The organism is Halomonas sp. McD50-4, assembly GCF_022348135.1.
GTDB classification, from domain to species: domain Bacteria; phylum Pseudomonadota; class Gammaproteobacteria; order Pseudomonadales; family Halomonadaceae; genus Vreelandella; species Vreelandella piezotolerans.
Genome location: NZ_JAKRFG010000011.1, coordinates 19,400 through 41,040, shown reverse-complemented (window position 1 = coordinate 41,040; position 21,641 = coordinate 19,400). Strand labels below are relative to the sequence as shown.

Sequence of the window (21,641 nt, the reverse complement as noted above, 5' to 3'; positions counted from 1 at the left end):
ATTACCAATGAATCTGAATCTTGCTGCAGGCACGGGTACCGTTGAAGTAGCCGACGCCACTTTTGGCAAAGAATTCAACGAGGCGCTGGTGCACCAGGTCGTTACCGCCTATTTGGCTGGTGGCCGTCAGGGCACGCGCGCTCAAAAGAACCGTTCCGACGTACGTGGTGGTGGTAAGAAGCCGTGGCGTCAGAAGGGTACCGGTCGTGCACGTGCCGGTACTATCCGCTCTCCGCTGTGGCGCAGCGGCGGTGTCACTTTCGCGGCGCGTCCACAGGACTACACCCAGAAAGTTAACCGCAAAATGTACCGCGCGGCGATGCGTTCCATCCTGTCTGAGCTGGTACGTCAAGAGCGCTTGGTCGCTGTTGAAGAGTTCAGCGTAGAAGCGCCGAAGACCAAGCAGGTCGCTGCCAAGCTGAAAGAGCTCAACCTTGAGAAAGTGTTGATCGTCACTGAAGAAGTCGATGAAACGCTCTATCTGGCCGCACGCAACCTTCCCCACGTTGACGTGGTGGATGTCGCTGCAGCTGATCCGGTGAGCCTGGTTGCCTTTGATAAGGTCCTGGTCACCGTCTCCGCCCTGCGTAAATTCGAGGAGAAGCTGGCATGAACCAGGAACGCGTATTCAAGGTTCTGCTTGGACCGCACGTGACCGAAAAGGCCGCGATGGCAGCCGAGCGCAACCAGTACGTTTTCAAGGTGGCAAGTGATGCTACCAAGCCCGAGATCAAAAAAGCCGTTGAAGCACTGTTCGGCAAGAAGGTCGGCAGCGTTCAGGTGCTGAACGTCAAGGGTAAAACTAAGCGTACTGCTCACGGCGTTGGCCTGCGTAAGGGTTACCGCAAAGCGTATGTGACCCTGGCTGCGGGTGAAACGCTCGAAGACTTCTCTGGCGCCGAATAAGGGCAGGAGTACGGATAATGGCAATCGTCAAGACCAAACCCACATCCGCCGGTCGTCGCCACGTCGTCAAGATCGTTGGTGAGGAACTGTACAAAGGCCGTGCCTATGCACCGCTTTTGGAAAAGCAGTCCAAGTCCGGTGGCCGTAACAACTACGGTCGCATCACCACCCGCCACGTGGGCGGTGGGCACCGTCATCACTATCGGTTGATCGACTTCAAACGCACCAAAGATGGCATTCCGGCCACCGTTGAGCGTTTGGAGCACGACCCGAACCGCAGTGCGCACATTGCACTGCTGAAGTATGCCGATGGCGAGCGTCGTTACATCATTGCACCGAAAGGTGTCAGCGCGGGTGACGTGCTGGAGTCTGGTGTCAACGCGCCCATCAAGAAAGGCAATGCCTTGCCGCTGCGCAACATCCCGTTGGGTTCTACCGTTCACGGTATCGAACTGAAGCCGGGTAAAGGCGCGCAGATTGCTCGCAGTGCCGGTACTAGCGCTCAGCTGGTTGCTCGTGAAGGTAACTACGCCACGCTGCGTCTTCGCTCTGGCGAAATGCGCAAAGTGTTGGCAGAGTGCCGCGCAACCTTGGGTGAAGTGAGCAACTCCGAGCACAGCCTGCGTCAACTTGGCAAGGCCGGTGCGAAGCGCTGGAGAGGTGTGCGTCCGACTGTTCGCGGTGTCGCGATGAACCCGGTGGATCACCCGCACGGTGGTGGTGAAGGCCGCACCAGTGGTGGTCGTCACCCGGTATCCCCGTGGGGCGTACCGACTAAGGGTCATAAGACGCGTAAGAACAAGCGCACCGACAAGCTGATCGTTCGTCGTCGTAATAAGACACGTTGATCTAAATTGCCAAGACATTAAGAGGTAACGGCTGTGCCACGTTCACTTAAGAAAGGTCCCTTCATTGACCTTCATCTTTTGAAGAAGGTAGAGGCTGCAGTGGAGAAGAACGACCGCAAACCGATCAAGACTTGGTCGCGTCGTTCGATGATCCTGCCAAACATGGTAGGCCTCACCATTGCTGTCCATAACGGTCGCCAGCACGTCCCGGTGCATGTTTCCGAGGAAATGGTTGGCCACAAACTGGGCGAATTCGCTGCCACTCGCACGTATCGCGGGCATGCGGCGGACAAGAAAGCCAAACGGTAAGCCAGAGAGGATTAAGAGATGGAAGTCACAGCTAAGCTGAGTGGCGCTGCTTTATCCGCACAGAAGGCCCGTTTGGTGGCTGACCAGGTGCGCGGTAAACCGGTCGCCGAAGCGCTTGATCTGCTGACCTTCTCCCCGAAGAAGGCTGCCAAACTGGTCAAGAAAGTGCTTCAGTCCGCCATCGCGAATGCGGAAGAAAACAACGGCATGGACATCGACGAGCTGCGTGTCTCGACCATCTGCGTCGATGAGGGCATGACGCTCAAGCGTATCAAGCCGCGCGCCAAAGGCCGTGCGGACCGTATCTTGAAGCGCACCTGCCACATCACCGTCAAGGTAGCCGAGAAGTAGGAGTCGACCAGATGGGTCAGAAAGTCAATCCAACAGGCATTCGACTGGGCATCGTCAAAGACCATGCTTCTGTCTGGTATGCCGAGCGCGGCGCCTATGCCGATAAGCTCAACAACGATCTCGAAGTGCGCAGCTTCCTGGAAGAGCGTCTGAAAAACGCTTCCGTAAGCCGCATCCACATCGAGCGTCCGGCTAACAACGCCCGCATCACCATTCACACTGCCCGCCCGGGTATCGTGATTGGTAAAAAAGGTGAAGATGTCGACCGTCTGCGTCGCGATCTGACCGAGATGATGGGTGTTCCGGTTCATGTGAACATCGAAGAAGTTCGCAAGCCGGAGCTGGATGCCAAGCTGGTCGCTGCCAACGTAGCGGGTCAGCTGGAGCGTCGCGTCATGTTCCGTCGTGCCATGAAGCGCGCGGTACAGAACGCAATGCGTCTTGGCGCTGGCGGCATCAAGATTCAGCTGTCAGGTCGTCTGGGTGGTGCCGAAATCGCACGTACCGAATGGTACCGCGAAGGTCGCGTTCCGCTGCACACTCTGCGTGCGGACATCGACTACGCCACTTACGAAGCTCACACCACCTACGGCGTCATCGGCGTCAAAGTGTGGATCTTCAAGGGTGAAATCCTCGGCGGTATCGAGGAAGTACGTGCCAAGGCGAAGCAACAGCAGCCTGCCGGCAACGCGCCCAAGAAGAAAGGTTCCAGGTAAGGGGAGAGCGAGTCGATGTTACAGCCCAAGCGTATGAAATTCCGCAAGATGATGAAAGGCCGCAACCGTGGCCTGGCGCATCGCGGAAGCAAGATCAGCTTCGGGGAGTACGGTCTCAAAGCAACCGGTCGTGGCCGCATCACTGCGCGTCAGATCGAAGCTGGCCGTCGTGCGATCACACGTCACGTCAAACGTGGCGGTAAGATTTGGATCCGCGTATTCCCGGACAAGCCGATCTCCAAGAAGCCGCTCGAAGTTCGTATGGGTAAGGGTAAAGGTTCAGTTGAGTACTGGGTAGCCCAGATCCAGCCGGGTCGGGTCCTGTACGAAATTGAAGGTGTGTCCGAAGAGCTGGCCCGTGAAGCATTTGAGCTGGCCGCCCAGAAGATGCCCCTGTCCACCACCTTTGCGAAACGGACGGTGATGTGATGAAAGCCCAGGAAATTCGTGAAAAGTCCGCAGGAGAGCTCAAAGAGCAGCTCCTCGAGCTCCTCCGCGAGCAGTTTAACCTGCGCATGCAGAAGGCCACTGGCCAACTGAGCCAGACTCATCTGCTCAAGCAGGTCCGTCGGGATATCGCCCGCGTTAAGACTGTGCTCAACGAGAAGGCAGGTGATTGAGATGGCCGAAGAGAAAAAAACACGTACGCTGACCGGCAAGGTGGTCAGCGACAAGATGGACAAGTCCATCGTCGTTATGATCGAGCGTCGTGAGCGTCACCCGATCTACGGAAAATACGTTAAGCGCTCCACCAAGCTGCACGCCCATGATGAGGCGAACCAGGCAAAGGCAGGCGATACGGTTTCCATTCAGGAGTGCCGTCCGCTTTCCAAGAAGAAAGCCTGGACGCTGGTCGAGGTGGTCGAGCAGGCCAAAGGTTAACCCCTGCGTCTGTCCAACCAGTGCAGTCAGATTAGGTTTGGAGAAAACCGATGATTCAGACTCAGACAATGCTGGATGTCGCCGACAACAGCGGAGCGCGCCGGGTGCAATGCATCAAGGTGCTAGGCGGTTCTCACCGTCGTTACGCCCGCGTTGGTGACGTCATTAAGGTAACGGTGAAAGAAGCGATTCCGCGCGGTAAGGTCAAAAAAGGCCAAGTGCTGAAAGCGGTGGTCGTTCGCACCCGTAGTGGCGTCCGTCGTAGTGACGGTTCGCTGATCCGTTTCGATGGAAATGCGGCAGTTTTGTTGAACAACACCAACGAACAGCCGATCGGCACGCGTATCTTCGGGCCGGTAACTCGTGAACTTCGTAACGAGAAGTTCATGAAGATCATTTCCCTAGCGCCTGAAGTGCTGTAAGGAGCGAGGCGGATATGCAAAAGATCAAACGTGACGATGAAGTCATCGTCATCGCCGGGAAGGATAAGGGCAAGCGCGGCACCGTTAAGCGGGTACTAGAAAACCGCTTCGTGGTGTCTGGTGTGAACATGATCAAACGTCACACCAAGCCCAATCCCATGGCGGGTAATCAGGGCGGTATCGTCGAGCGTGAGGCTCCGATTCACGCGTCCAACGTAGCCATCTTCAATTCGGAGACCGGTAAGGCGGATCGCGTCGGCTTCCAAGTTAAGGAAGACGGTACCAAGGTACGTATCTACAAGTCGACGCAGACGCAGATCGACGCCTAACGCGAGTCGGGTAGCAAAATGGCGAACTTGAAAGAACGTTATCAAAACGAGGTGGTAGCTCAACTCAAAGAGCAGTTCAGCTACGCCAACGTAATGCAGGTACCCCGGATCACGAAAGTGACTCTGAACATGGGTATCGGCGAAGCGGTCAGTGATAAAAAGCTGATCGACAACGCCATCGGCGACCTGGAGAAACTCTCTGGTCAGAAGCCGCTGGTGACCAAGGCACGCAAGTCCATCGCGGGCTTCAAGGTGCGCGAAGGTTGGCCGATCGGTATCAAAGTGACACTGCGCGCAGAGCGTATGTGGGACTTCCTGGACCGCCTGGTAAACATTGCGATTCCCCGCGTGCGTGACTTCCGTGGTCTTAACCCGAAGTCTTTTGACGGTCGCGGCAATTACTCTATGGGTGTGCGTGAGCAGATCATCTTCCCGGAGATCGAGTATGATAAGATCGATCGCGTTCGGGGGCTGGACGTCACTATCACTACTACCGCCAACACCGACGAGGAAGGCCGTGCGCTGCTAGCTGCACTGAACTTCCCGTTCAAGAAATAAGGGTTGGATCATGGCTAAGAAAAGTATGGTAGAGCGTGAGCTCAAGCGTACTCAGCTAGTCGAGAAGTATGCGGCTAAGCGCGCAGAGCTCAAGAAAATCATCTCGGACGTGAACGCTTCTGAAGAAGATCGTTTCGAGGCGACGCTGAAGCTGCAGCAACTGCCGCGCGACTCAAGCCCGGTGCGTCAGCGTAATCGCTGCCGCGTGACTGGCCGTCCGCACGGTTTTTACAACAAGTTCGGTCTCGGCCGTAACAAGCTGCGTGAAGCCGCCATGCGTGGCGACGTCCCTGGTCTGAAGAAGTCCAGCTGGTAACGCCACGTAGAATCATCAGGAGCGCACATTAAATGAGCATGCAAGACACTCTGGCGGATATGTTCACCCGTATCCGCAATGCGCAGATGGCCACCAAGGAGACGGCTACCATGCCGTCCTCCAAGCTGAAAGTCGAAGTGGCCCGCGTGCTAAAGGAAGAAGGCTACATTACCGACTTTACGGTGGCTGAAGGCGTTAAACCCGAGCTGACCGTTACTCTCAAGTACTTTGAGGGTAAGCCGGTTATCGAGCACATTCAGCGGGTTTCCAAGCCGTCTCTGCGCCAGTACAAAGGCAAAGACAACCTGCCTAAGGTCGCCGATGGTCTGGGTATCGCGATTGTCACCACCTCTAATGGTGTCATGACCGATCGTGCCGCGCGCCAAGCAGGCGTCGGTGGCGAAGTCATCTGCACCGTATTCTAGGAGGCTGGAATGTCCCGCATAGCGAAATATCCGGTTAAAGTGCCTGCTGGTGTCGACATCAAAATCGACGCTGGCCAGCTGACCGCCAAAGGCGGCCAGGGCACGCTGTCTATGACCGTTCACCAAGACGTGGTGATCGCTCAAGAAGACGGCCAGCTGACCTTCGCCCCGAGTGAGTCTGCCAAGAGCTGGGCAATGGCCGGTACTACCCGCGCCTTGGTTCAGAACCTGGTCACGGGCGTATCTGAGGGTTTCACAAAAACTCTCGAAATTGTTGGCGTCGGTTATCGTGCCCAAGCTAAGGGCCAGACGCTCAATCTTTCACTGGGCTTCTCGCACCCGGTCGACTACGAACTGCCTAAGGGTGTTACGGCGGAAACGCCGAAAAACACCGTGATCGTGCTGAAAAGCGCGGACAAGCAGATGCTCGGTCAGTGCGCCGCGGAAATCCGCGCCTTCCGTCCGCCTGAGCCGTATAAAGGCAAGGGTGTACGGTACGCCGACGAGCAGGTGCGTCGCAAAGAAGCCAAGAAGAAGTAAGGCAGGGTTATGAACGCGAAGAAAGAATCTCGTCTCCGTCGTGCCCGCCGCGCTCGCGCCAAGATCCGCGAGCTGGGCGTGTATCGCCTGTGCGTCAACCGTACCCCGCGTCACATCTACGCGCAGATTATCTCGCCGGATGGTGGCAAAGTGCTGGCCAGTGCTTCTACGCTGGACAAGGCACTGCGCGAGGGTGCGACCGGCAACACAGACGCGGCTACTAAGGTCGGTGCTCTGATTGCCGAGCGCGCTAAAGAAGCAGGCATCACCCAGGTGGCCTTCGACCGTGCTGGCTTTAAGTATCACGGTCGCGTCAAGGCTCTGGCCGACGCCGCTCGTGAAGGCGGCCTGGAATTCTAAAGGGTTTTACGATGGCGAAGAACGAACAGCAAAGCGGCGATCTGCAAGAGAAGTTAGTGCAGGTCAACCGCGTCGCCAAGGTGGTCAAGGGTGGTCGTATTTTCGGCTTCACCGCACTGACCGTCGTTGGTGATGGTAAAGGTCGTGTCGGTTTCGGTCGTGGCAAGGCGCGTGAAGTGCCGGTCGCAATCCAGAAAGCGATGGATCAAGCTCGTCGCAACATGGTCAAGGTCAACCTTGCAGGCAACACGCTGCAGTACCCGGTCAAAGCCCGTCACGGCGCTTCCAAGGTGTACATGCAGCCAGCCTCCGAAGGTACCGGTATCATCGCCGGTGGCGCCATGCGCTCTGTACTAGAGCTGGCCGGTGTCCACGATGTACTGGCCAAGTGCTACGGTTCCACCAACCCGGTTAACGTGGTGCGGGCGACTGTCAAAGGTCTCTCCTCCATGCAAGCACCGGAAGACGTGGCCGCCAAACGCGGTCTGTCTGTCGAAGCGATCACGGGGTAAGGCACCATGGCAGCAACGATCAAGGTTACCCAGATCCGCAGCACCATCGGCGTTTTGCCCAAGCACAAGGCTACTATGAAGGGCCTGGGCCTGCGTCGCATCGGTCATACGGTTGAGCTGGAAGACACCCCTGCCGTACGCGGCATGATCCACAAGGTGACCTACCTTGTGCGCGTTGAGGGAGAGTAATCCATGAAACTCAATACCCTGAGCCCGGCACCGGGCTCCAAGCACGCTGAAAAGCGCGTTGGTCGTGGTATCGGTTCCGGTCTTGGTAAGACCGGTGGCCGTGGCCACAAAGGTCAGAAATCTCGCAGTGGCGGTAGCGTCAAGCCAGGTTTCGAAGGCGGTCAGATGCCGCTGCAGCGTCGTCTGCCGAAGTTCGGCTTCACGTCCGCTAAATCGCTGGTATCTGAAGAAGTCCGCCTGGCCGAGCTTGCCAAGGTTGCCGGTGACGAGGTCACCATGGAAACCTTAAAGCAAGCCAACGTGCTGAAGGATGCAACGCAACACGCGAAAATCATCCTTTCTGGCGAACTGAACAAGGCGGTTACCGTTCGTGGTATCAAGGTCACCAAAGGTGCCCGTGAAGCGATCGAAGCCGCTGGCGGCAAGGTAGAGGACTAAATGGCCAAGTCAGGAAATATGCCGGCGATGGGCAGCGGTCTGAGTGAACTGTGGGCGCGTTTGCGCTTCGTGCTCCTCGCCATCGTGGTGTACCGTATCGGTGCCCACATTCCCGTTCCCGGTATCAATCCTGACCAGCTTGCTGCCTTGTTTAGGGAGCAACAGGGCACCATCCTAGGCATGTTCAACATGTTCTCGGGTGGCGCCCTGGAGCGCATGAGCGTCCTCGCCTTGGGCATTATGCCCTACATATCGGCGTCGATTATCATGCAGCTCATGACTGCGGTCTCCCCTCATCTTGAACAGCTCAAGAAAGAGGGCGAGGCTGGCCGCCGCAAGATCAGCCAGTACACCCGCTACGGCACGGTGATACTGGCACTTGTCCAGGCTACCGGCATGTCCGTGGGTCTGGCTAGCCAAGGCATCGCTTACAGCGCTGACTTCAGCTTCTATTTCACTGCGATCATCACGTTCGTGTCGGGCGCGGTGTTTATGATGTGGCTAGGTGAGCAGATCACCGAGAAGGGGATTGGCAACGGTATTTCGCTGCTGATCTTCGCGGGGATCGTCGCTGGGCTGCCCAGTGCCGTGGGGCAAGCGTTCGAGCTTGCTCGCAATGAAGGGGCCTGGAATGTTCTTCCGCTGTTAGCGCTGTCAGTGCTAGGTATTGCCACCGTTGCGTTCGTGGTGTTCATCGAGCGCGGTCAACGCCGCCTCAAAGTGAACTATCCGCGACGCCAAGTCGGCAATAAGATGTATGCAGGCCAAAGCAGCTACTTGCCTTTGAAGGTGAACATGGCCGGTGTTATTCCAGCCATCTTTGCTTCTAGCATCCTTCTCTTTCCGGCTTCGATCGGTCAGTGGGTAGGGGCTGGCGAAGGGATGGAGTGGTTGCAGCGTGCATCACAAGCGTTAGGCCCTGGCCAACCGCTTTACATCTTGCTTTTCGCGGCGGCAGTGGTATTCTTCTGCTTCTTTTACACAGCGCTGGTCTTCAATCCCAAGGATGTGGCTGACAATTTGAAAAAGTCAGGCGCCTTCCTGCCGGGCATTCGCCCCGGCGAGCAGACCGCTCGCTATATCGACAAAGTGATGACGCGTCTCACTCTGTTCGGTGCCTTGTATATCACTGCGGTTTCCCTGATGCCCCAGTTCCTGATCGTAGCGTGGAACGTCCCGTTCTTCTTTGGCGGTACGTCGCTGCTGATCGTGGTAGTGGTCATCATGGACTTCATGGCCCAGGTGCAGTCGCATCTCATGTCGCATCAATATGACTCAGTGATGAAGAAGTCCAACCTGAAAGGCTACGGTAGCGGCGGCATCATGCGCTGAGGCGCGCCGTTGCGAATTGGAGAGAACGATGAAAGTTCGAGCTTCCGTAAAGAAGATGTGCCGTAACTGCAAGATCATTCGTCGCAATGGCGCTGTTCGCGTCATTTGCATCGAACCGCGGCACAAACAGCGTCAGGGCTAAACCTGGGCTGTATTAAGCGGGTGCCGGCATACCCCTTGCCTTAGGGCTTATAAAGGGGTATGCTGTTGCGCCTTTTGTAGATGATTAAACGAGCAAGCCGCTCAAATTTCGGAGTAAGCTGATGGCCCGTATTGCAGGCGTCAATATCCCGGACAACAAGCATGCGGCGATCTCGCTGACCTATATCTTCGGGATTGGCCGTACTCGCGCTAAGCACATTTGTGCTGCTGCCGGTATCGCGCCGACTGCCAAGATCGTAGACCTGTCCAGCGATGAGCTGGATACCCTGCGTTCTGAAGTTGGTAAGTTCACCGTAGAAGGCGACCTTCGTCGTGATGTCACGCTTAACATCAAGCGTCTCATGGACTTAGGCTGCTACCGTGGTCTGCGTCATCGTCGTAGTCTTCCGCTGCGTGGTCAGCGGACCAAGACTAACGCGCGTACCCGTAAGGGCCCGCGTAAGCCGATCCGCAAATAACACGCAGGCTCTTTCATAGAGAGCCAGCGTATAGACAGGAATAGACATCAACATGGCTAACCCGCGTAGTAACCGTAAAAAGGTTAAAAAGCAGGTAGTGGATGCCGTTGCGCATATCCATGCCTCTTTTAACAACACGATCGTGACGATCACAGACCGCCAGGGCAATGCTCTCTCTTGGGCAACTGCCGGTGGTTCGGGTTTTCGTGGTTCTCGTAAGAGCACCCCGTTCGCTGCGCAAGTGGCAAGCGAACGTGCAGCGACTGCTGCAGCCGAGTATGGTGTGAAAAACGTAGACGTGCTGGTCAAAGGCCCCGGTCCCGGCCGTGAATCCGCCGTGCGCGCACTGAATGCCGCCGGCTTCCGCGTGCAAAGCATCGTAGACGCGACGCCCATTCCCCACAATGGCTGCCGTCCGCCTAAGAAACGCCGCGTTTAAGGAGACAGATTCATGGCTCGTTATATTGGACCTAAGTGCAAATTGTCTCGTCGTGAAGGCACCGATCTCTTCCTGAAGAGTGGCGTGACTCCCTTCGAGAAGAAGTGTAAATCCGAGCAGATCCCGGGTGTACACGGCCAGCGTCGTCAGCGTCTTTCCGACTACGGCTTGCAGCTTCGTGAGAAGCAGAAAGTACGCCGTATGTATGGCGTACTCGAAAAGCAGTTCCGCAACTACTACAAAGAAGCCGCTCGCCTCAAAGGTGCGACCGGTGAAGTATTGTTGCAGCTGCTCGAATCCCGACTGGACAACGTCGTCTACCGCATGGGCTTCGGCTCGACTCGCTCTGAAGCGCGTCAGCTGGTCAGCCACAAGGCGATTTCCGTGAATGGCCGCACCGTTAACGTTGCTTCCTACCAAGTGAAGCCCGGTGACGTGGTCGCTATCCGTGAAAAGGCGAAGAACCAAGCCCGTATTCAAAACGCGTTGACCATTGCGGCCAACCGTGGCGACATCGCTTGGATCGACATCGACGCCAAGAAGATGGAAGGCACTTTCAAGGCTCTGCCTGAACGCGGTGACCTGACTGCCGACATCAACGAAAACCTGATCGTCGAGCTGTACTCCAAGTAAGCAGTTTGATGTACGTTTCTGCTTCTTGAGGCCTGGGCGGGATAGCAAAGCTAACCGCCCAGATGCTCTTGAGTATTGTGCTTTAGAGTACTCAGTATCCGTTTGGCAGCCTGAAAGGTGTTCATATGCAGCGTTCAGTGACAGAGTTTCTTCGTCCTCGCGACATCAAGGTCGAAGAAATCAGCGCACATCATGCCAAAATCGTCCTCGAACCATTCGAGCGCGGCTTTGGTCACACCCTGGGGAATGCACTTCGTCGCATTCTGCTTTCATCCATGCCCGGCGCCGCTGTGGTAGAGGCTGAAATTGCCGGTGTAGAGCACGAATACAGTGCGCTCGAAGGGGTGCAGGAAGATGTCATCGAAATCCTCCTGAACTTGAAAGATGTTGCGATCAAGATGCACAGCCGCGATGAGGCGGTGCTCTCGCTGAACAAGCAGGGCCCAGCCGTCGTCACCGCTGGCGACATTGCGCTTGATCATAGCGTCGAAATCGTCAACCCGGACCATGTCATTGCACACGTCAATGAAGGTGCCGAGCTGAAAATTCAGCTTAAGGTCGCGCTGGGTCGTGGTTACGAACCGGCTGACGCTCGTGGCTCTGATGAAGAGACCCGTGCGATTGGACGCCTGCAGCTGGATGCCACCTTCAGCCCTGTTCGCCGTGTTTCCTACTCGGTCGAAGCCGCTCGTGTCGAGCAGCGTACCGACCTCGATAAGCTGATTATCGACCTGGAAACCGACGGTACCCTGGGTCCGGAAGAGGCTATCCGTCGCAGTGCGACCATTCTGCAAGAGCAGCTGGCCGCCTTCGTCGACCTGGAAGCTGATAAAGAGCAGGAAGTCGAAGAGGAAGAGGATCACGTCGATCCGATCCTATTGCGCCCCGTAGACGATCTCGAGTTGACCGTACGCAGCGCTAACTGCCTCAAAGCCGAGAATATCTACTACATCGGTGATCTGATTCAGCGCACGGAAGTGGAGCTGCTGAAGACCCCGAACCTCGGTAAGAAGTCCTTGAATGAAATCAAGGATGTATTGGCAGCGCGCGGCTTGTCCCTCGGCATGCGGCTGGAAAATTGGCCACCCGCTAGCCTGAAGGACGACAAGGCCTCCGCGTAAGCGTCGACTTGAGTCCCAGTTTGGTAAGGAATCACAACCATGCGTCATCGTAAGAGTGGTCGTCATCTGAATCGTACCAGCTCGCACCGTCAGGCCATGTTCAAGAACATGTCTGTCTCGCTGGTCGAACATGAAGTCATCAAGACAACCCTGCCCAAGGCCAAGGAACTGCGTCGCGTTATCGAGCCGCTGATCACCCTGGCAAAGCAGGATAGCGTTGCAAACCGCCGTTTGGCGTTTGCTCGTACGCGCTCCAAAGAAGCCGTCGGCAAACTGTTCAACGAGCTGGGTCCGCGTTACGCCGAGCGTCCGGGTGGTTACATCCGTATTCTCAAGTGCGGTTACCGCACCGGCGACAACGCGCCCATGGCGTACGTTGAGCTCGTAGACCGCCCGGTGGCTGAAGAAGAAGCCGTCGCTGAATAAGCGCTGCTCCTTCTGGTAGGCACAATGAAAACCGACCCTTTTGGGTCGGTTTTTTTATATCTGCGCTTTTTCCGCTGCTTTATCGAGATGAATGCTCTAAGGGAAGATCAATTTAACGATAAGGCATGCTAGGCTAATGCAGCAGCCGTATGAACGGCCAAGCGTCGGGCAGTGTGATCAATCAGTAAGAGGTCGGTATGGCAACAACACGAGGAGTGAGCACAGCGGTTTGGGCGGCGCACTGGCTACTGGTCATGCTGATGATGATGCTGATGGGTAGCGCCAACGCCCAGGCGAATCCTCGTTATGCAGGCATCGTTGTGGATCTCGAAAACGGCGAAGTGCTATACGCTGAAAATGCTGACGAGCCACGCTATCCTGCGTCGCTCACGAAAATGATGACACTCTACCTAACATTCGAAGCGCTGGAGGAGGGAAGGCTAAGCCTCGATCAGCCGTTGCCCGTTTCTGCTCAGGCGGCTGCCATGCCGGCGACCAAACTATGGCTGTCGGCCGGTAGCTCCATTCCTGTGGATACGGCGATTCGTGCGCTAGCCGTGCGCTCTGCCAACGATGTGGCCGTGGTCGTGGCGGAAGCATTAGGTGGCAGCGAGCAGCGCTTTGCTAACCTGATGACAGTGAAAGCCCGTGAACTGGGGATGAACGCCACCACCTTCCGCAACGCCTCTGGGCTGCCCGATGACCAGCAAAGGACGACCGCGCGTGACATGCTGACGCTCTCGGTACGAGTCATGCAGGACTTTCCTCAATACTATCACTACTTCGGGTTGCAGGAGTTCACCTATCGTGGCACGCGCCATACCAGCCACAATCGCTTGGTGCGCGACTACCCGGGGGCCGACGGTTTGAAAACCGGCTTTATTCGTGCTTCGGGCTTTAACGTAGCCACCACCGCCGTTCACAACGGTCGGCGGATGGTGGCCGTGGTGATGGGCGGATTTAGCTCCTCCTCGCGGGATACCCACATGGCGGATCTGCTGGACCGTAGCTTTATGCGCGCCTCGCTCAGAGATCAGCGCACTTGGTTGGCGAACACGAGCTTTTCCAGTGAGTTCATGGGCTTTGCCGGGCCTGCGCAACCGCTGCGACAGTCAACGCCTGTTCGTCCCTCTACCCAGCCGATGGTAGCCAATGTCTCGGCAACGTCCCTCTCCCCGACACCGAGCGCTACACGAACAACGCCCGCGCAGGCCGTCGAATCTCAACTCATTGATGCTGCTGAGGCAGACCGTACGCCGCCCTCCGCGTCTCCAGATCCGCTGCAGGCCTTTATCGAGCGGGAGCAGGTACTGGCCAGTGCGTCGCCTGAGGGGCAAGCAGCCTCGGCGAGTTGGGGCATACAAGTCGGAGCATTTAGCCAAGCGGCACAGGCAGAGCAGTTTGCTCGCCAAGCCGCACAGCGGTTGCCAACGAGCGTGGGAGGCCGCGTTGCCATCGATCCGCTTCAGGGGCCCACGACAGTGTTTCGCGCCCGTGTCGTCTCATTGAACGAATCGCAGGCACGCCAAGCGTGCCAAGCGCTACAGGCGCAGGGCATGGACTGCATGGTGGTCAACGCGAGTCTTTGAGCCGCATGATATCGCTGCCCCGCCAATCCCCGGTTGGCGGGGCTTTTTTATGCTGTGCGTCTGGGTGCGCAGCCACAATAATAAACGTAGAAGAGGAGACAACGGATGACGCCCTCGCTAAAAGGCATTTTATTCATGTGCTTAGGCGTGCTGTTTTTGGCGCTTGGCGATGCGGTCTCTAAATGGCTGGGAGCCGTCCACTCGCCCTTACAGATCATCTTTTTCCGCACATTGGTATCGCTGCCGCTGATTGCCCTGTTGGCTTACGTAAGCGGCGGATTACGCAAGCTGCGTACTCGGCGTCCAGGCGTGCATCTGCTGCGCGGTTTGATTTACACCGCCACGATGGTCTGCTTCGTGTGGGGCTTGACCCTGCTGCCCTTGGCCGAGGCCACGGCGATTGCCTTCGTGGCACCCCTGTTCGTGACGCTACTCTCCGTACCGCTGCTGGGTGAGCGTATCGACCCGCCGGTGCTGGTGGCGTCGCTGCTAGGCTTCTTAGGAGTGCTGATCGTCGTGCGCCCTGGCGGTGATGCTTTCCAGCTGGGCGCAATGATCGTTCTTGCGGCGGCGGTGTTCTATGCGCTCATGATGGTGACGGCGCGGCGCTATGGCGCCAACGAGCACCTATGGGCGATGGTGTTCTATATGACCATGGTGCCGCTGGTCGTGACGGCCGTGAGTTTGCCCTGGGTATGGCAAACCCCACAGCCGTGGCATTGGCTTGGATTTTTGGTATCTGGGGTGTTGGGTGTTGGTGCCACGGCATTCATTACTCTGGCCTTTCGCTATGCGCCTGCGGCCATTGCAGCCCCTTTCGATTATACGGCCATGCTCTGGGCGGTGCTGTTGGGTTGGTGGTTCTGGGGAGAGCTGCCGGACCTTTGGGTATGGGTCGGCAGCGCGCTGATCATGTTGAGCGGCTTAGCTATCGCTTACCACGATCGACGCACTACCTTGAAACGCCGCCCAACGGCGTAGACGTTAGGCAAACTGATAGACATCCATGGCCAGCACGCCGTGTTCGACGCTGTGATGACGCAGTGTTGCCTGTCCGCCCGCCCCCATGGCTACCAGAAGCGGCTGAAAGTGCTCGGGTGTGGGGTGATTACGTTCAGCATCGGGGCCGCGTTGCCAGTGGATGAGTGCATCGCGGTCATCTTCTCGCAGCCTTGCATGCACCCACTCGGCGAAACGCTCGACCCAAGCCGGCACTTGACTGCCCTGAGCCTGCAGCTCGTAGAGATTGTGGGTCAAGCTGCCCGAACCGATCACCAGGATACCCTCCTGACGCAGCGGTGCGAGCTGCTCGCCCAGGGCGATCAACTCGCTAGCACCCCAGCGGCTGGGCAGTGATAGCGACACCACCGGTATATCGGCATCCGGATGCATCAGTGACAGTGGCACCCACGCGCCGTGATCCAGTCCGCGCTCCGTCTCCGTGGCGCCTAGCTGTTGGGCCAAACGTTTGGCCAAGACGGGTTCCCCAGGCGCTGGGTACTGCACGGCAAACAGGGCGTCGGGAAAACCGCCAAAATCGTGGATAGTCGTAGGTGTCGCGCTACGGCTCACCTGCAACCGTTCGGTCTCCCAGTGTGCTGAAACCACCACGACGGCCTTGGGTCGCAGAGTGCGGCCCAGCTTCCTCAAGAAGTGATGGGCTGGCGTGGGGGTGAGCGCCAGCATGGGAGAGCCGTGGGAGATGAAGAGACTCGGTAACATAGGATGCGCTCCAGTCAATGGGCCTGCCAACGTGTGATTCTCGGCAGGCCATTGGATTATGCCAGTCGGCGGCTGATGACGAAGCTACCGCTGCCCAGGCCGGCTTGCACCAGGAGGGCCACGGCCCAGAACACTGGGAACTCCCAGCCGCCGCCGGGATTGGAGAAGACCCAGCCGTTACCGAGGTGTACCCAGGCGGCGCCGAGCAGCACCGGTACTAGCGCCAGACTCACCCAGCGGGTGTATAGGCCCAGCATCAGGGCCAAGCCTCCGCCGACTTCGGCGGCAATGGTCAAGTAAGCCATGAAACCGGGCAGGCCAAGCGATTCGAAGTAGCCCACCGTGCCAGGAAGCGTAAACACGAACACTTTCATCAGGCCGTGAGCCAGGGCCATCACACCTAGGCTAACGCGCAGTAGGGCGGTTGCATGAAGGGTTGTCGTCGGGGTAGGTAACGTCGTCATAGCACTCTCTCGCGTTTTGGGCATCACCATGGATGCGATGATGCTACTGTAGGCTAGCGAGAGGAGAAGATAATCTAACCGATGAGCACTTTACTGTTGCGATATACGCGATAATCCAAGCCCCTGTTCCCATATGGGTGGGTCGCCCCAGGCATCGGCCAACTGATCGATGAAGTGCGCTACCTTGGCGGGTAGAAAACGCCGTGCGGGGTAGAGGGCGTGTATGTCTAGGTAGGTCGGCGGTAGGTCTAACAGAAGCGGCACCAAGTGCCCCCGCTGGATGCTCTCATGAACCAGAAAACTGGGTTGCTGGGCGATGCCTAATCCCGCTTCTGCGGCATGGGTCAACATATCCCCATTATTGCTCTCCAGCGGCCCCGTGACGCTAACGTACTGCTGGCCGAAGCGCCAGTCGCCGCTGTTCTGCCCGCTGCGATAGCGCAGGCAGTGGTGCTGCGCCAGGTCCCCGATGCGCAAAGGCGTACCGTACTGCGCTAAATAGCCGGGTGACGCGCACAGCACAAGCTGGCAGCGGGCTAGCCGTCTGGCGATTAGGCTGGAGTCGGGCAGGCTACCGATGCGGATGGCGACATCATAGCCCTCCTCCAACAAGTCTACGCGGCGGTCGTTGAGATCGAGGCGTACGTCGAGTGCGGGGTGCGCCTGCATGAACTTCGCTACCTGAGGCGCGAGATAGCGCGTGCCGAAACTCATGGGACCATTGATACGCAGCCGCCCGCTCACAGTGTGAGTGCCACTGCCGACATCGGCAGCGGCCTCCTCCAACGCCAGCAAAATGGCCTGGGCATGGGCTAAATAGCGCTCTCCCGCATCGGTGAGATGCAGCCGCCGTGTCGTGCGCTGGATCAATCGCGCGCCCAGCGTCTCCTCTAGCGCCATGACCTGCCGCGACACCCGCGTACGTGAAAGATCCAGTGCCTCGGCAGCGCGGGTATAGCTGCCAAGCTCCGCCACTTTGACGAAAGCGGTCAGCTGGTCCAGCTGACTCATGAGGCGCGAAACGCCAGCGCCGCCCGGTAAGGGTCGGGCTGGCCGCAGATCGCAGAAATCACCGCCATCCCTTGGGCACCGGCGGCACTCACTTGGGCGGCGTGCTGCGCCTTTAAGCCGCCAATCGCCACGCTGGGCAACGGGCAGGCGCGCACCAGCTCGGCCAGGCCCTCGAAGCCGATGGGCCGAGCATGATCCTGCTTGCTGGCAGTGGCGAAAATGGGGCCTAACCCGACGTAGTCCAACAGCGCGATGGGCGCGTCACGAAGCTGCGCGAGAGTGTTGATCGACAGTCCTAGAATGGCCTGCGGCCCCAGCGCCTCCCGCGCCTCTAGAACCGCGGTATCGCTCTGGCCAACATGCAGGCCGTCGGCGCCGCTGGCGACGGCCACGGCGAGTCGGTCGTTGATGATCAGCGGCACGTGGGTGCCCGCCAGCAGCCTTTTGAGGCGCTTGGCTTGTTCGATCATCGCCTCGTCGCTGGCATGCTTGTCGCGTAGCTGCACCACGGTCACGCCCCCTTTGACGGCGGCTTCCACCGTCGCTTCGAGGCCCGCTTCCGCGCACAGAGCGGCATCGGTCACCAAATAGAGCGAAAGATCACACGGCATGCAGCGTCTCCATTTGGCTTTGCGACGAAAGATCCTCTGGAGTGAGCTGGTAAAGTGCATCCAGAAACGCGACCTGAAAGCTGCCCGGCCCCTTGGCCTGCTGACCCGCACGATGCCCGGCGATGCCAAAGCACGCCAGGGCGGCCAGCGTCGCGGCCAGCGGGTGCTCGCGGTTGGCGGCAACGAACCCAGCCACCAAGGCGCTCAAGCCACAGCCCAGCGTCGTAACGCGGGGCATCAGCGGATGGCCCCCGGATAACCGGACGTGGTGGCTACCATCGGTGATGACATCGGTCTCGCCGGTCATGGCGACGATGCAGCGTTGCCGCTGGGCGAGCGTCATGGCGGCGTGAGTGGCGTCATCGACGGAGGCCGTGGCATCGACCCCACGCCCTTGGCTGGCCAAGCCGGCCAGCGCCATCACTTCCGAGGCATTGGCGCGAATGACGCTGGGGCGATGGGACAGCAGCGCCTGGCACACCCGCTGGCGGAACTCGGTGGCCCCGACGGCGACGGGGTCCAGCACCCAGGGGGTGTCGGTCGTATCGGCCGTGCGCGCTGCCAGCTGCATCGACTCGGCCCAGGGAGCAGAGAGCGTGCCGATATTGATGGAGAGCGCGTTTGCCATCGTGGTAAACTCAGCGACTTCTTCGGCGGCGTGCAGCATGGCAGGCGATGCGCCCGTGGCCAGCAGCAGGTTGGCGGTACTGTTCATGGCCACATAATTGGTCATGCAGTGTACGAGCGGCGTAGACTCACGTAAAGCGGCGAGCATGTCGCCAAGTGGGGGGTAGGTCATGGTTTCCTCCCGGGTAAGGAGGTGGTGGTAAGCACCACGACTCCCTACGCCGGCGTTATCCGGTTCAGGTTCAAAGGGTGCTTCTCAGCCGCTGAACGGCGCCCCTGTCGTTGGTGGGTACTATCCTAGCCTTGGACGGCGCTGTAAAGCCCGCAACGAGTTAACGAAACGCGATGCGGGTCCCGTACGTGAGCATTTCGTCAGGGGTGATGGCTCGACCCTGCACGCCAATCATTTCGTCGCCACACTGATCGGCAAAGGTCAGCACGCCATGGGTTAAGCCGAGTTGGCCCAGGGCATCGCGAATTTCACCGGTTCCCAGAAAGGTGCTGACGCGACCTTGAGCGTCACATAGGTCCGAGACGCCATTAGCATGGTGGAAACGCACTTTGTAGATACCGTCCATGGATTCGACTTCGACGATGGGGGAGAAGCCGTTTTGAATCGCATTACTCAGCTGCTTCAATGTCAGGCGATCGCCAAGGGTCATATCGATAGCTGTCATGACGTGCTCCTATCGGACGCCGTTCATGGGGCATCACGGGTCACTATGTAAAATTGTCGAAATAGAAGTGTAGAAGATTTGCATCATTTTTCCAGGGGCATTCGGGGGCGCCTTGGCCCAGGTATTAATGCACGGCATCTAGCGCATGCTGCTGGAGTTTGACCAGTGGAATGATCTCTAGCGTTCGCTCGTTCGTACCGGACAAAACGACCGGCGGCGCGAGTCCTACCTGTGCCGCTTCGGCCCAGCGGTGCGCGCAAAGACACCAGCGATCCCCGGGTTTCAAACCGGGAAAGCCAAACTCCGGCCGCGGTGTCACCAAGTCGTTGCCTTGCGCCTTGGAGAAGGCCAAAAACTCCTCGGTCACCATGGCGCACACCGAATGGATGCCGACATCGTCTGGCCCTACCCGGCAAAAACCATCGCGATAGAAACCGGTTTTCGGCGAGTGGCAGCAGGGCGTGAGCGGTTCACCCAATACGTTTAGATCACGGGACATAAAGACTCCTCGGGGGCAGGCTGGAATTCTGCGTTCCTCGCCCTCATAACATGGGAAATAACGCCTTCAAAGGCAGTGATGCACAGGCAGCGGGAAGCACGACGCTGTCGCCTAAGCCTTGTACAAAGTCATACGTCCGTCAAAGATTTTGCATCGCGTAAACACAAGCATCATCCAACCAGGAGAGTGTCATGTCGTATCAAGGTGAACAGCATCCGGGGGTGACCCCGGCCGCTTCGCAAACCCAGGGCTTTCGCTTGAACCACACCATGCTGCGGGTCAAAGACCCTGAGCGTGCGCTCGCGTTTTACTCCAAGGTGTTTGGCATGCAGGTGCTGCGCCGTCTGGACTTCGAGGAGATGCAGTTTTCGCTCTACTTTCTGGCCAATGTCGAGGAGAGCGATCACGTGCCGGAAGAGACCCAAGCGCGCACCGCCTGGACCTTCAGCCAGAAAGGCCTGCTAGAGCTGACCCATAACTGGGGCACCGAAAACGAGCAGGACTTTGCCTACCACGACGGTAATGCCGAGCCGCAAGGCTTCGGGCACATCTGTTTTAGCGTGCCGGACTTGGAAGCCGCCCAAGCGTGGTTCGATGAGCACGACGTCACCTTCGTGAAGCGTGCCGACCAAGGTAAAATGAAAGACGTGATCTTCGTCAAAGACGCCGATGGTTATTGGATCGAAGTGATTCAAGCCGACCGTATGGCAGGCATGGGCGATTAACGATGGCTCATCTGCTGTTTCGGTTGCGCCATGTGACCGATGAAGAGGCCATGGAAGTCCGCCAACTGCTGGAAGAACATGGTTTCGACGTGTACGAAACCCAGGCGGGCTTTTTCCGCCTGGGAGTTGATGCCATCTGGCTGCGCGACCCAGCACAGCAAGACGATGCCGAGGCGGTGCTGGCGCGTTACCAGGCCGAGCGATTAGCCAAGGTGCGCCGTGAACACGAAGAGGCGCTGGCGCGTGATGATGCCCCTACGCTGTGGCGACGCTTCATGGCCCATCCGCTTCAAGTCACGCTAGTGATCGTGGCGGTGCTTATGATCGCTCTGCTGACCTTACTGCCGTTCGTAGGACTCGCCCGCTAAACGTCGCACAGCGCGTTAGATAGGTGTCCGCGTTTGACGTACATCATGACCCCTGAGGGTCCAGCGCTAAGCCGCGGGGCAGCCCCCGGGGGATAGCGGCACCAGCTACCTGCCGGGTACTCGGTGTCTGCGTCACGTAGCGAGCCCTCCAGTACGAACAGCTCCAAGCCGCCCGGCAGTGCCGGATAGTCGATAATGACCTCGCCTTCCCAACGCTCTAGGCTGACGCGTTCATGTTGATAGGTGTGCAGCATTTTGTAGGTGATGCCTGGCCGACGGTCGGGCTGCCAGGGCAGGCGGTGGGCGGGAATGGCGAGTTGGAGCAGGTCGTTTTCATCGAACTGATGAAGTTTCACCAGGATCAGCGCACCCTCGTCGCCAATGCGCGGCGTGTGTCCCGTGCCGATGGGGTTGCGTAGATAGCTGCCCGCTGGGTAACGGCCATGCTCATCGGCAAACACGCCTTCGAGCACCAAAATTTCCTCACCGCCTTCGTGGGTATGGCGGCTGAACTGGCTGTTGGGCGCGTAGCGCACCAGGCTCGTGGCGCGGGCCACCTCATCGCCAATGCGATCCAGCATCATACGTTCGACACCTGCGCTAGGCGAGGTCACCCAGCGATACTGTTCCGGCGTGACACAGGCAAAGTGGCTAAAGTCGGCGTTTAGGCGCATGG

The 21,641-nt window shown here is 58.3% G+C and carries 38 protein-coding genes and 1 riboswitch; of the genes, 30 read left to right on the top strand and 8 right to left on the bottom strand.

Annotation, left to right across the window (positions count from 1 at the left end):
• Positions 1-7 precede the first annotated feature (7 nt).
• The 28 genes from rplD to MHM85_RS13430 all read left to right on the top strand — a co-directional run bounded on the left by rplD (position 8) and on the right by MHM85_RS13430 (position 15,242).
• Entirely contained in the window at positions 8-613 is a 606-nt protein-coding gene (rplD, locus tag MHM85_RS13565) for a 50S ribosomal protein L4 (protein WP_139527871.1), read from the top strand.
• Positions 610-906, top strand: a complete 297-nt coding sequence (gene rplW, locus MHM85_RS13560) for a 50S ribosomal protein L23 (protein ID WP_009723902.1) — start codon at positions 610-612, stop codon at positions 904-906. Before rplD ends, rplW begins: the two co-directional genes overlap by 4 nt.
• A 17-nt stretch (positions 907-923) precedes the next feature.
• The gene (gene rplB, locus MHM85_RS13555; RefSeq protein ID WP_044628832.1) at positions 924-1,754 is read left to right on the top strand and encodes a 50S ribosomal protein L2; all 831 of its coding nucleotides are present in this window, start codon (positions 924-926) and stop codon (positions 1,752-1,754) included.
• 33 nt (positions 1,755-1,787) lie between these two features.
• On the top strand, positions 1,788-2,063 hold the full coding sequence (gene rpsS / locus MHM85_RS13550; protein WP_009098993.1) for a 30S ribosomal protein S19: 276 nt from the start codon (positions 1,788-1,790) through the stop codon (positions 2,061-2,063).
• Between the two features lie 18 nt (positions 2,064-2,081).
• A complete protein-coding gene (gene rplV, locus MHM85_RS13545; protein WP_044628831.1) occupies positions 2,082-2,414 on the top strand; it encodes a 50S ribosomal protein L22 in 333 nt (110 codons plus the stop codon).
• Between the two features lie 11 nt (positions 2,415-2,425).
• Positions 2,426-3,130, top strand: a complete 705-nt coding sequence (rpsC, locus tag MHM85_RS13540) for a 30S ribosomal protein S3 (protein WP_018917731.1) — start codon at positions 2,426-2,428, stop codon at positions 3,128-3,130.
• A 15-nt stretch (positions 3,131-3,145) separates the two neighbouring features.
• A complete protein-coding gene (rplP, locus tag MHM85_RS13535; RefSeq protein WP_007112000.1) occupies positions 3,146-3,559 on the top strand; it encodes a 50S ribosomal protein L16 in 414 nt (137 codons plus the stop codon).
• Positions 3,559-3,750, top strand: a complete 192-nt coding sequence (rpmC, locus tag MHM85_RS13530; protein WP_027337514.1) for a 50S ribosomal protein L29 — start codon at positions 3,559-3,561, stop codon at positions 3,748-3,750. Before rplP ends, rpmC begins: the two co-directional genes overlap by 1 nt.
• 1 nt (position 3,751) lies before the next feature.
• Positions 3,752-4,012: a 30S ribosomal protein S17 gene (gene rpsQ, locus MHM85_RS13525; protein WP_009723897.1), complete on the top strand. Its 261-nt coding sequence runs from the start codon at positions 3,752-3,754 to the stop codon at positions 4,010-4,012.
• A 50-nt stretch (positions 4,013-4,062) separates the two neighbouring features.
• A complete protein-coding gene (gene rplN / locus MHM85_RS13520; RefSeq protein ID WP_009723896.1) occupies positions 4,063-4,434 on the top strand; it encodes a 50S ribosomal protein L14 in 372 nt (123 codons plus the stop codon).
• 14 nt (positions 4,435-4,448) lie between these two features.
• Entirely contained in the window at positions 4,449-4,763 is a 315-nt protein-coding gene (gene rplX / locus MHM85_RS13515) for a 50S ribosomal protein L24 (protein WP_009723895.1), read from the top strand.
• Between the two features lie 18 nt (positions 4,764-4,781).
• Positions 4,782-5,321 (top strand): 50S ribosomal protein L5, encoded by a 540-nt coding sequence (gene rplE / locus MHM85_RS13510; protein ID WP_139527872.1) that lies wholly within the window; start codon positions 4,782-4,784, stop codon positions 5,319-5,321.
• Between the two features lie 10 nt (positions 5,322-5,331).
• Complete coding sequence (gene rpsN / locus MHM85_RS13505) at positions 5,332-5,637, top strand: 30S ribosomal protein S14 (RefSeq protein WP_044628827.1); 306 nt, start codon at positions 5,332-5,334, stop codon at positions 5,635-5,637.
• Positions 5,638-5,669: 32 nt separating this feature from the next.
• The gene (gene rpsH / locus MHM85_RS13500; protein WP_009723892.1) at positions 5,670-6,062 is read left to right on the top strand and encodes a 30S ribosomal protein S8; all 393 of its coding nucleotides are present in this window, start codon (positions 5,670-5,672) and stop codon (positions 6,060-6,062) included.
• A 9-nt stretch (positions 6,063-6,071) separates the two neighbouring features.
• The gene (rplF, locus tag MHM85_RS13495; protein ID WP_139527873.1) at positions 6,072-6,602 is read left to right on the top strand and encodes a 50S ribosomal protein L6; all 531 of its coding nucleotides are present in this window, start codon (positions 6,072-6,074) and stop codon (positions 6,600-6,602) included.
• Positions 6,603-6,611: 9 nt separating this feature from the next.
• On the top strand, positions 6,612-6,962 hold the full coding sequence (gene rplR, locus MHM85_RS13490) for a 50S ribosomal protein L18 (protein WP_139527874.1): 351 nt from the start codon (positions 6,612-6,614) through the stop codon (positions 6,960-6,962).
• A gap of 11 nt (positions 6,963-6,973) precedes the next feature.
• On the top strand, positions 6,974-7,474 hold the full coding sequence (gene rpsE, locus MHM85_RS13485) for a 30S ribosomal protein S5 (RefSeq protein WP_044628824.1): 501 nt from the start codon (positions 6,974-6,976) through the stop codon (positions 7,472-7,474).
• 6 nt (positions 7,475-7,480) lie between these two features.
• Complete coding sequence (gene rpmD, locus MHM85_RS13480; RefSeq protein WP_139527875.1) at positions 7,481-7,663, top strand: 50S ribosomal protein L30; 183 nt, start codon at positions 7,481-7,483, stop codon at positions 7,661-7,663.
• Between the two features lie 3 nt (positions 7,664-7,666).
• Entirely contained in the window at positions 7,667-8,101 is a 435-nt protein-coding gene (rplO, locus tag MHM85_RS13475; protein WP_089674586.1) for a 50S ribosomal protein L15, read from the top strand.
• Positions 8,102-9,433, top strand: a complete 1,332-nt coding sequence (secY, locus tag MHM85_RS13470; protein WP_054640906.1) for a preprotein translocase subunit SecY — start codon at positions 8,102-8,104, stop codon at positions 9,431-9,433.
• A 28-nt stretch (positions 9,434-9,461) separates the two neighbouring features.
• The gene (rpmJ, locus tag MHM85_RS13465; protein WP_009099023.1) at positions 9,462-9,575 is read left to right on the top strand and encodes a 50S ribosomal protein L36; all 114 of its coding nucleotides are present in this window, start codon (positions 9,462-9,464) and stop codon (positions 9,573-9,575) included.
• Positions 9,576-9,696: 121 nt separating this feature from the next.
• Positions 9,697-10,053: a 30S ribosomal protein S13 gene (gene rpsM / locus MHM85_RS13460; RefSeq protein WP_062363022.1), complete on the top strand. Its 357-nt coding sequence runs from the start codon at positions 9,697-9,699 to the stop codon at positions 10,051-10,053.
• 52 nt (positions 10,054-10,105) lie between these two features.
• Positions 10,106-10,492 (top strand): 30S ribosomal protein S11, encoded by a 387-nt coding sequence (gene rpsK / locus MHM85_RS13455; RefSeq protein ID WP_009099028.1) that lies wholly within the window; start codon positions 10,106-10,108, stop codon positions 10,490-10,492.
• A gap of 12 nt (positions 10,493-10,504) precedes the next feature.
• Positions 10,505-11,125, top strand: coding sequence for a 30S ribosomal protein S4 (gene rpsD / locus MHM85_RS13450; RefSeq protein ID WP_044628820.1), 621 nt, complete (start codon positions 10,505-10,507; stop codon positions 11,123-11,125).
• Positions 11,126-11,250: 125 nt separating this feature from the next.
• The gene (gene rpoA, locus MHM85_RS13445) at positions 11,251-12,246 is read left to right on the top strand and encodes a DNA-directed RNA polymerase subunit alpha (RefSeq protein ID WP_239286255.1); all 996 of its coding nucleotides are present in this window, start codon (positions 11,251-11,253) and stop codon (positions 12,244-12,246) included.
• Positions 12,247-12,285: 39 nt separating this feature from the next.
• On the top strand, positions 12,286-12,672 hold the full coding sequence (gene rplQ / locus MHM85_RS13440; RefSeq protein ID WP_044628819.1) for a 50S ribosomal protein L17: 387 nt from the start codon (positions 12,286-12,288) through the stop codon (positions 12,670-12,672).
• A 197-nt stretch (positions 12,673-12,869) separates the two neighbouring features.
• Positions 12,870-14,261, top strand: a complete 1,392-nt coding sequence (locus MHM85_RS13435; RefSeq protein ID WP_239286253.1) for a serine hydrolase — start codon at positions 12,870-12,872, stop codon at positions 14,259-14,261.
• Positions 14,262-14,366: 105 nt separating this feature from the next.
• Entirely contained in the window at positions 14,367-15,242 is an 876-nt protein-coding gene (locus MHM85_RS13430) for a DMT family transporter (protein ID WP_153843237.1), read from the top strand.
• Positions 15,243-15,245: 3 nt separating this feature from the next.
• Here MHM85_RS13430 and MHM85_RS13425 read toward each other — a convergent pair whose 3' ends face one another.
• From MHM85_RS13425 to MHM85_RS13395, 7 genes are all read right to left on the bottom strand, one after another.
• Positions 15,246-15,983 (bottom strand): class III extradiol ring-cleavage dioxygenase, encoded by a 738-nt coding sequence (locus tag MHM85_RS13425; protein ID WP_153843236.1) that lies wholly within the window; start codon positions 15,981-15,983, stop codon positions 15,246-15,248.
• Positions 15,984-16,039: 56 nt separating this feature from the next.
• Positions 16,040-16,447, bottom strand: coding sequence for a DoxX family protein (locus MHM85_RS13420; protein WP_153843235.1), 408 nt, complete (start codon positions 16,445-16,447; stop codon positions 16,040-16,042).
• Between the two features lie 90 nt (positions 16,448-16,537).
• Positions 16,538-17,458, bottom strand: a complete 921-nt coding sequence (locus MHM85_RS13415; protein WP_219862387.1) for a LysR family transcriptional regulator — start codon at positions 17,456-17,458, stop codon at positions 16,538-16,540.
• Positions 17,455-18,069, bottom strand: coding sequence for a thiamine phosphate synthase (gene thiE / locus MHM85_RS13410; RefSeq protein ID WP_219862389.1), 615 nt, complete (start codon positions 18,067-18,069; stop codon positions 17,455-17,457). Before thiE ends, MHM85_RS13415 begins: the two co-directional genes overlap by 4 nt.
• The gene (gene thiM, locus MHM85_RS13405) at positions 18,059-18,868 is read right to left on the bottom strand and encodes a hydroxyethylthiazole kinase (protein ID WP_219862390.1); all 810 of its coding nucleotides are present in this window, start codon (positions 18,866-18,868) and stop codon (positions 18,059-18,061) included. Before thiM ends, thiE begins: the two co-directional genes overlap by 11 nt.
• Positions 18,869-18,892: 24 nt before the next feature.
• Positions 18,893-18,984, bottom strand: a riboswitch (TPP riboswitch).
• Positions 18,985-19,028: 44 nt separating this feature from the next.
• On the bottom strand, positions 19,029-19,373 hold the full coding sequence (locus tag MHM85_RS13400; protein ID WP_139527882.1) for a hypothetical protein: 345 nt from the start codon (positions 19,371-19,373) through the stop codon (positions 19,029-19,031).
• A 124-nt stretch (positions 19,374-19,497) separates the two neighbouring features.
• Positions 19,498-19,872: a DUF2237 domain-containing protein gene (locus tag MHM85_RS13395; RefSeq protein WP_153843231.1), complete on the bottom strand. Its 375-nt coding sequence runs from the start codon at positions 19,870-19,872 to the stop codon at positions 19,498-19,500.
• A 191-nt stretch (positions 19,873-20,063) separates the two neighbouring features.
• On the opposite strand from MHM85_RS13395, the gene gloA reads away from it, so the two are divergent.
• Together gloA and MHM85_RS13385 are read left to right on the top strand one after the other, a co-directional pair.
• Positions 20,064-20,597 carry a lactoylglutathione lyase gene (gene gloA / locus MHM85_RS13390; RefSeq protein WP_139527884.1) on the top strand — a complete coding sequence of 178 codons (534 nt, stop codon included), beginning with the start codon at positions 20,064-20,066 and terminating at the stop codon, positions 20,595-20,597.
• 2 nt (positions 20,598-20,599) lie between these two features.
• Positions 20,600-20,965, top strand: coding sequence for a DUF6164 family protein (locus MHM85_RS13385; protein WP_153843229.1), 366 nt, complete (start codon positions 20,600-20,602; stop codon positions 20,963-20,965).
• Here MHM85_RS13385 and MHM85_RS13380 read toward each other — a convergent pair.
• Positions 20,962-21,639: a cupin domain-containing protein gene (locus tag MHM85_RS13380; protein WP_239286251.1), complete on the bottom strand. Its 678-nt coding sequence runs from the start codon at positions 21,637-21,639 to the stop codon at positions 20,962-20,964. The two genes, MHM85_RS13385 and MHM85_RS13380, sit on opposite strands and share 4 nt — an antisense overlap.
• Positions 21,640-21,641: the final 2 nt, after the last annotated feature.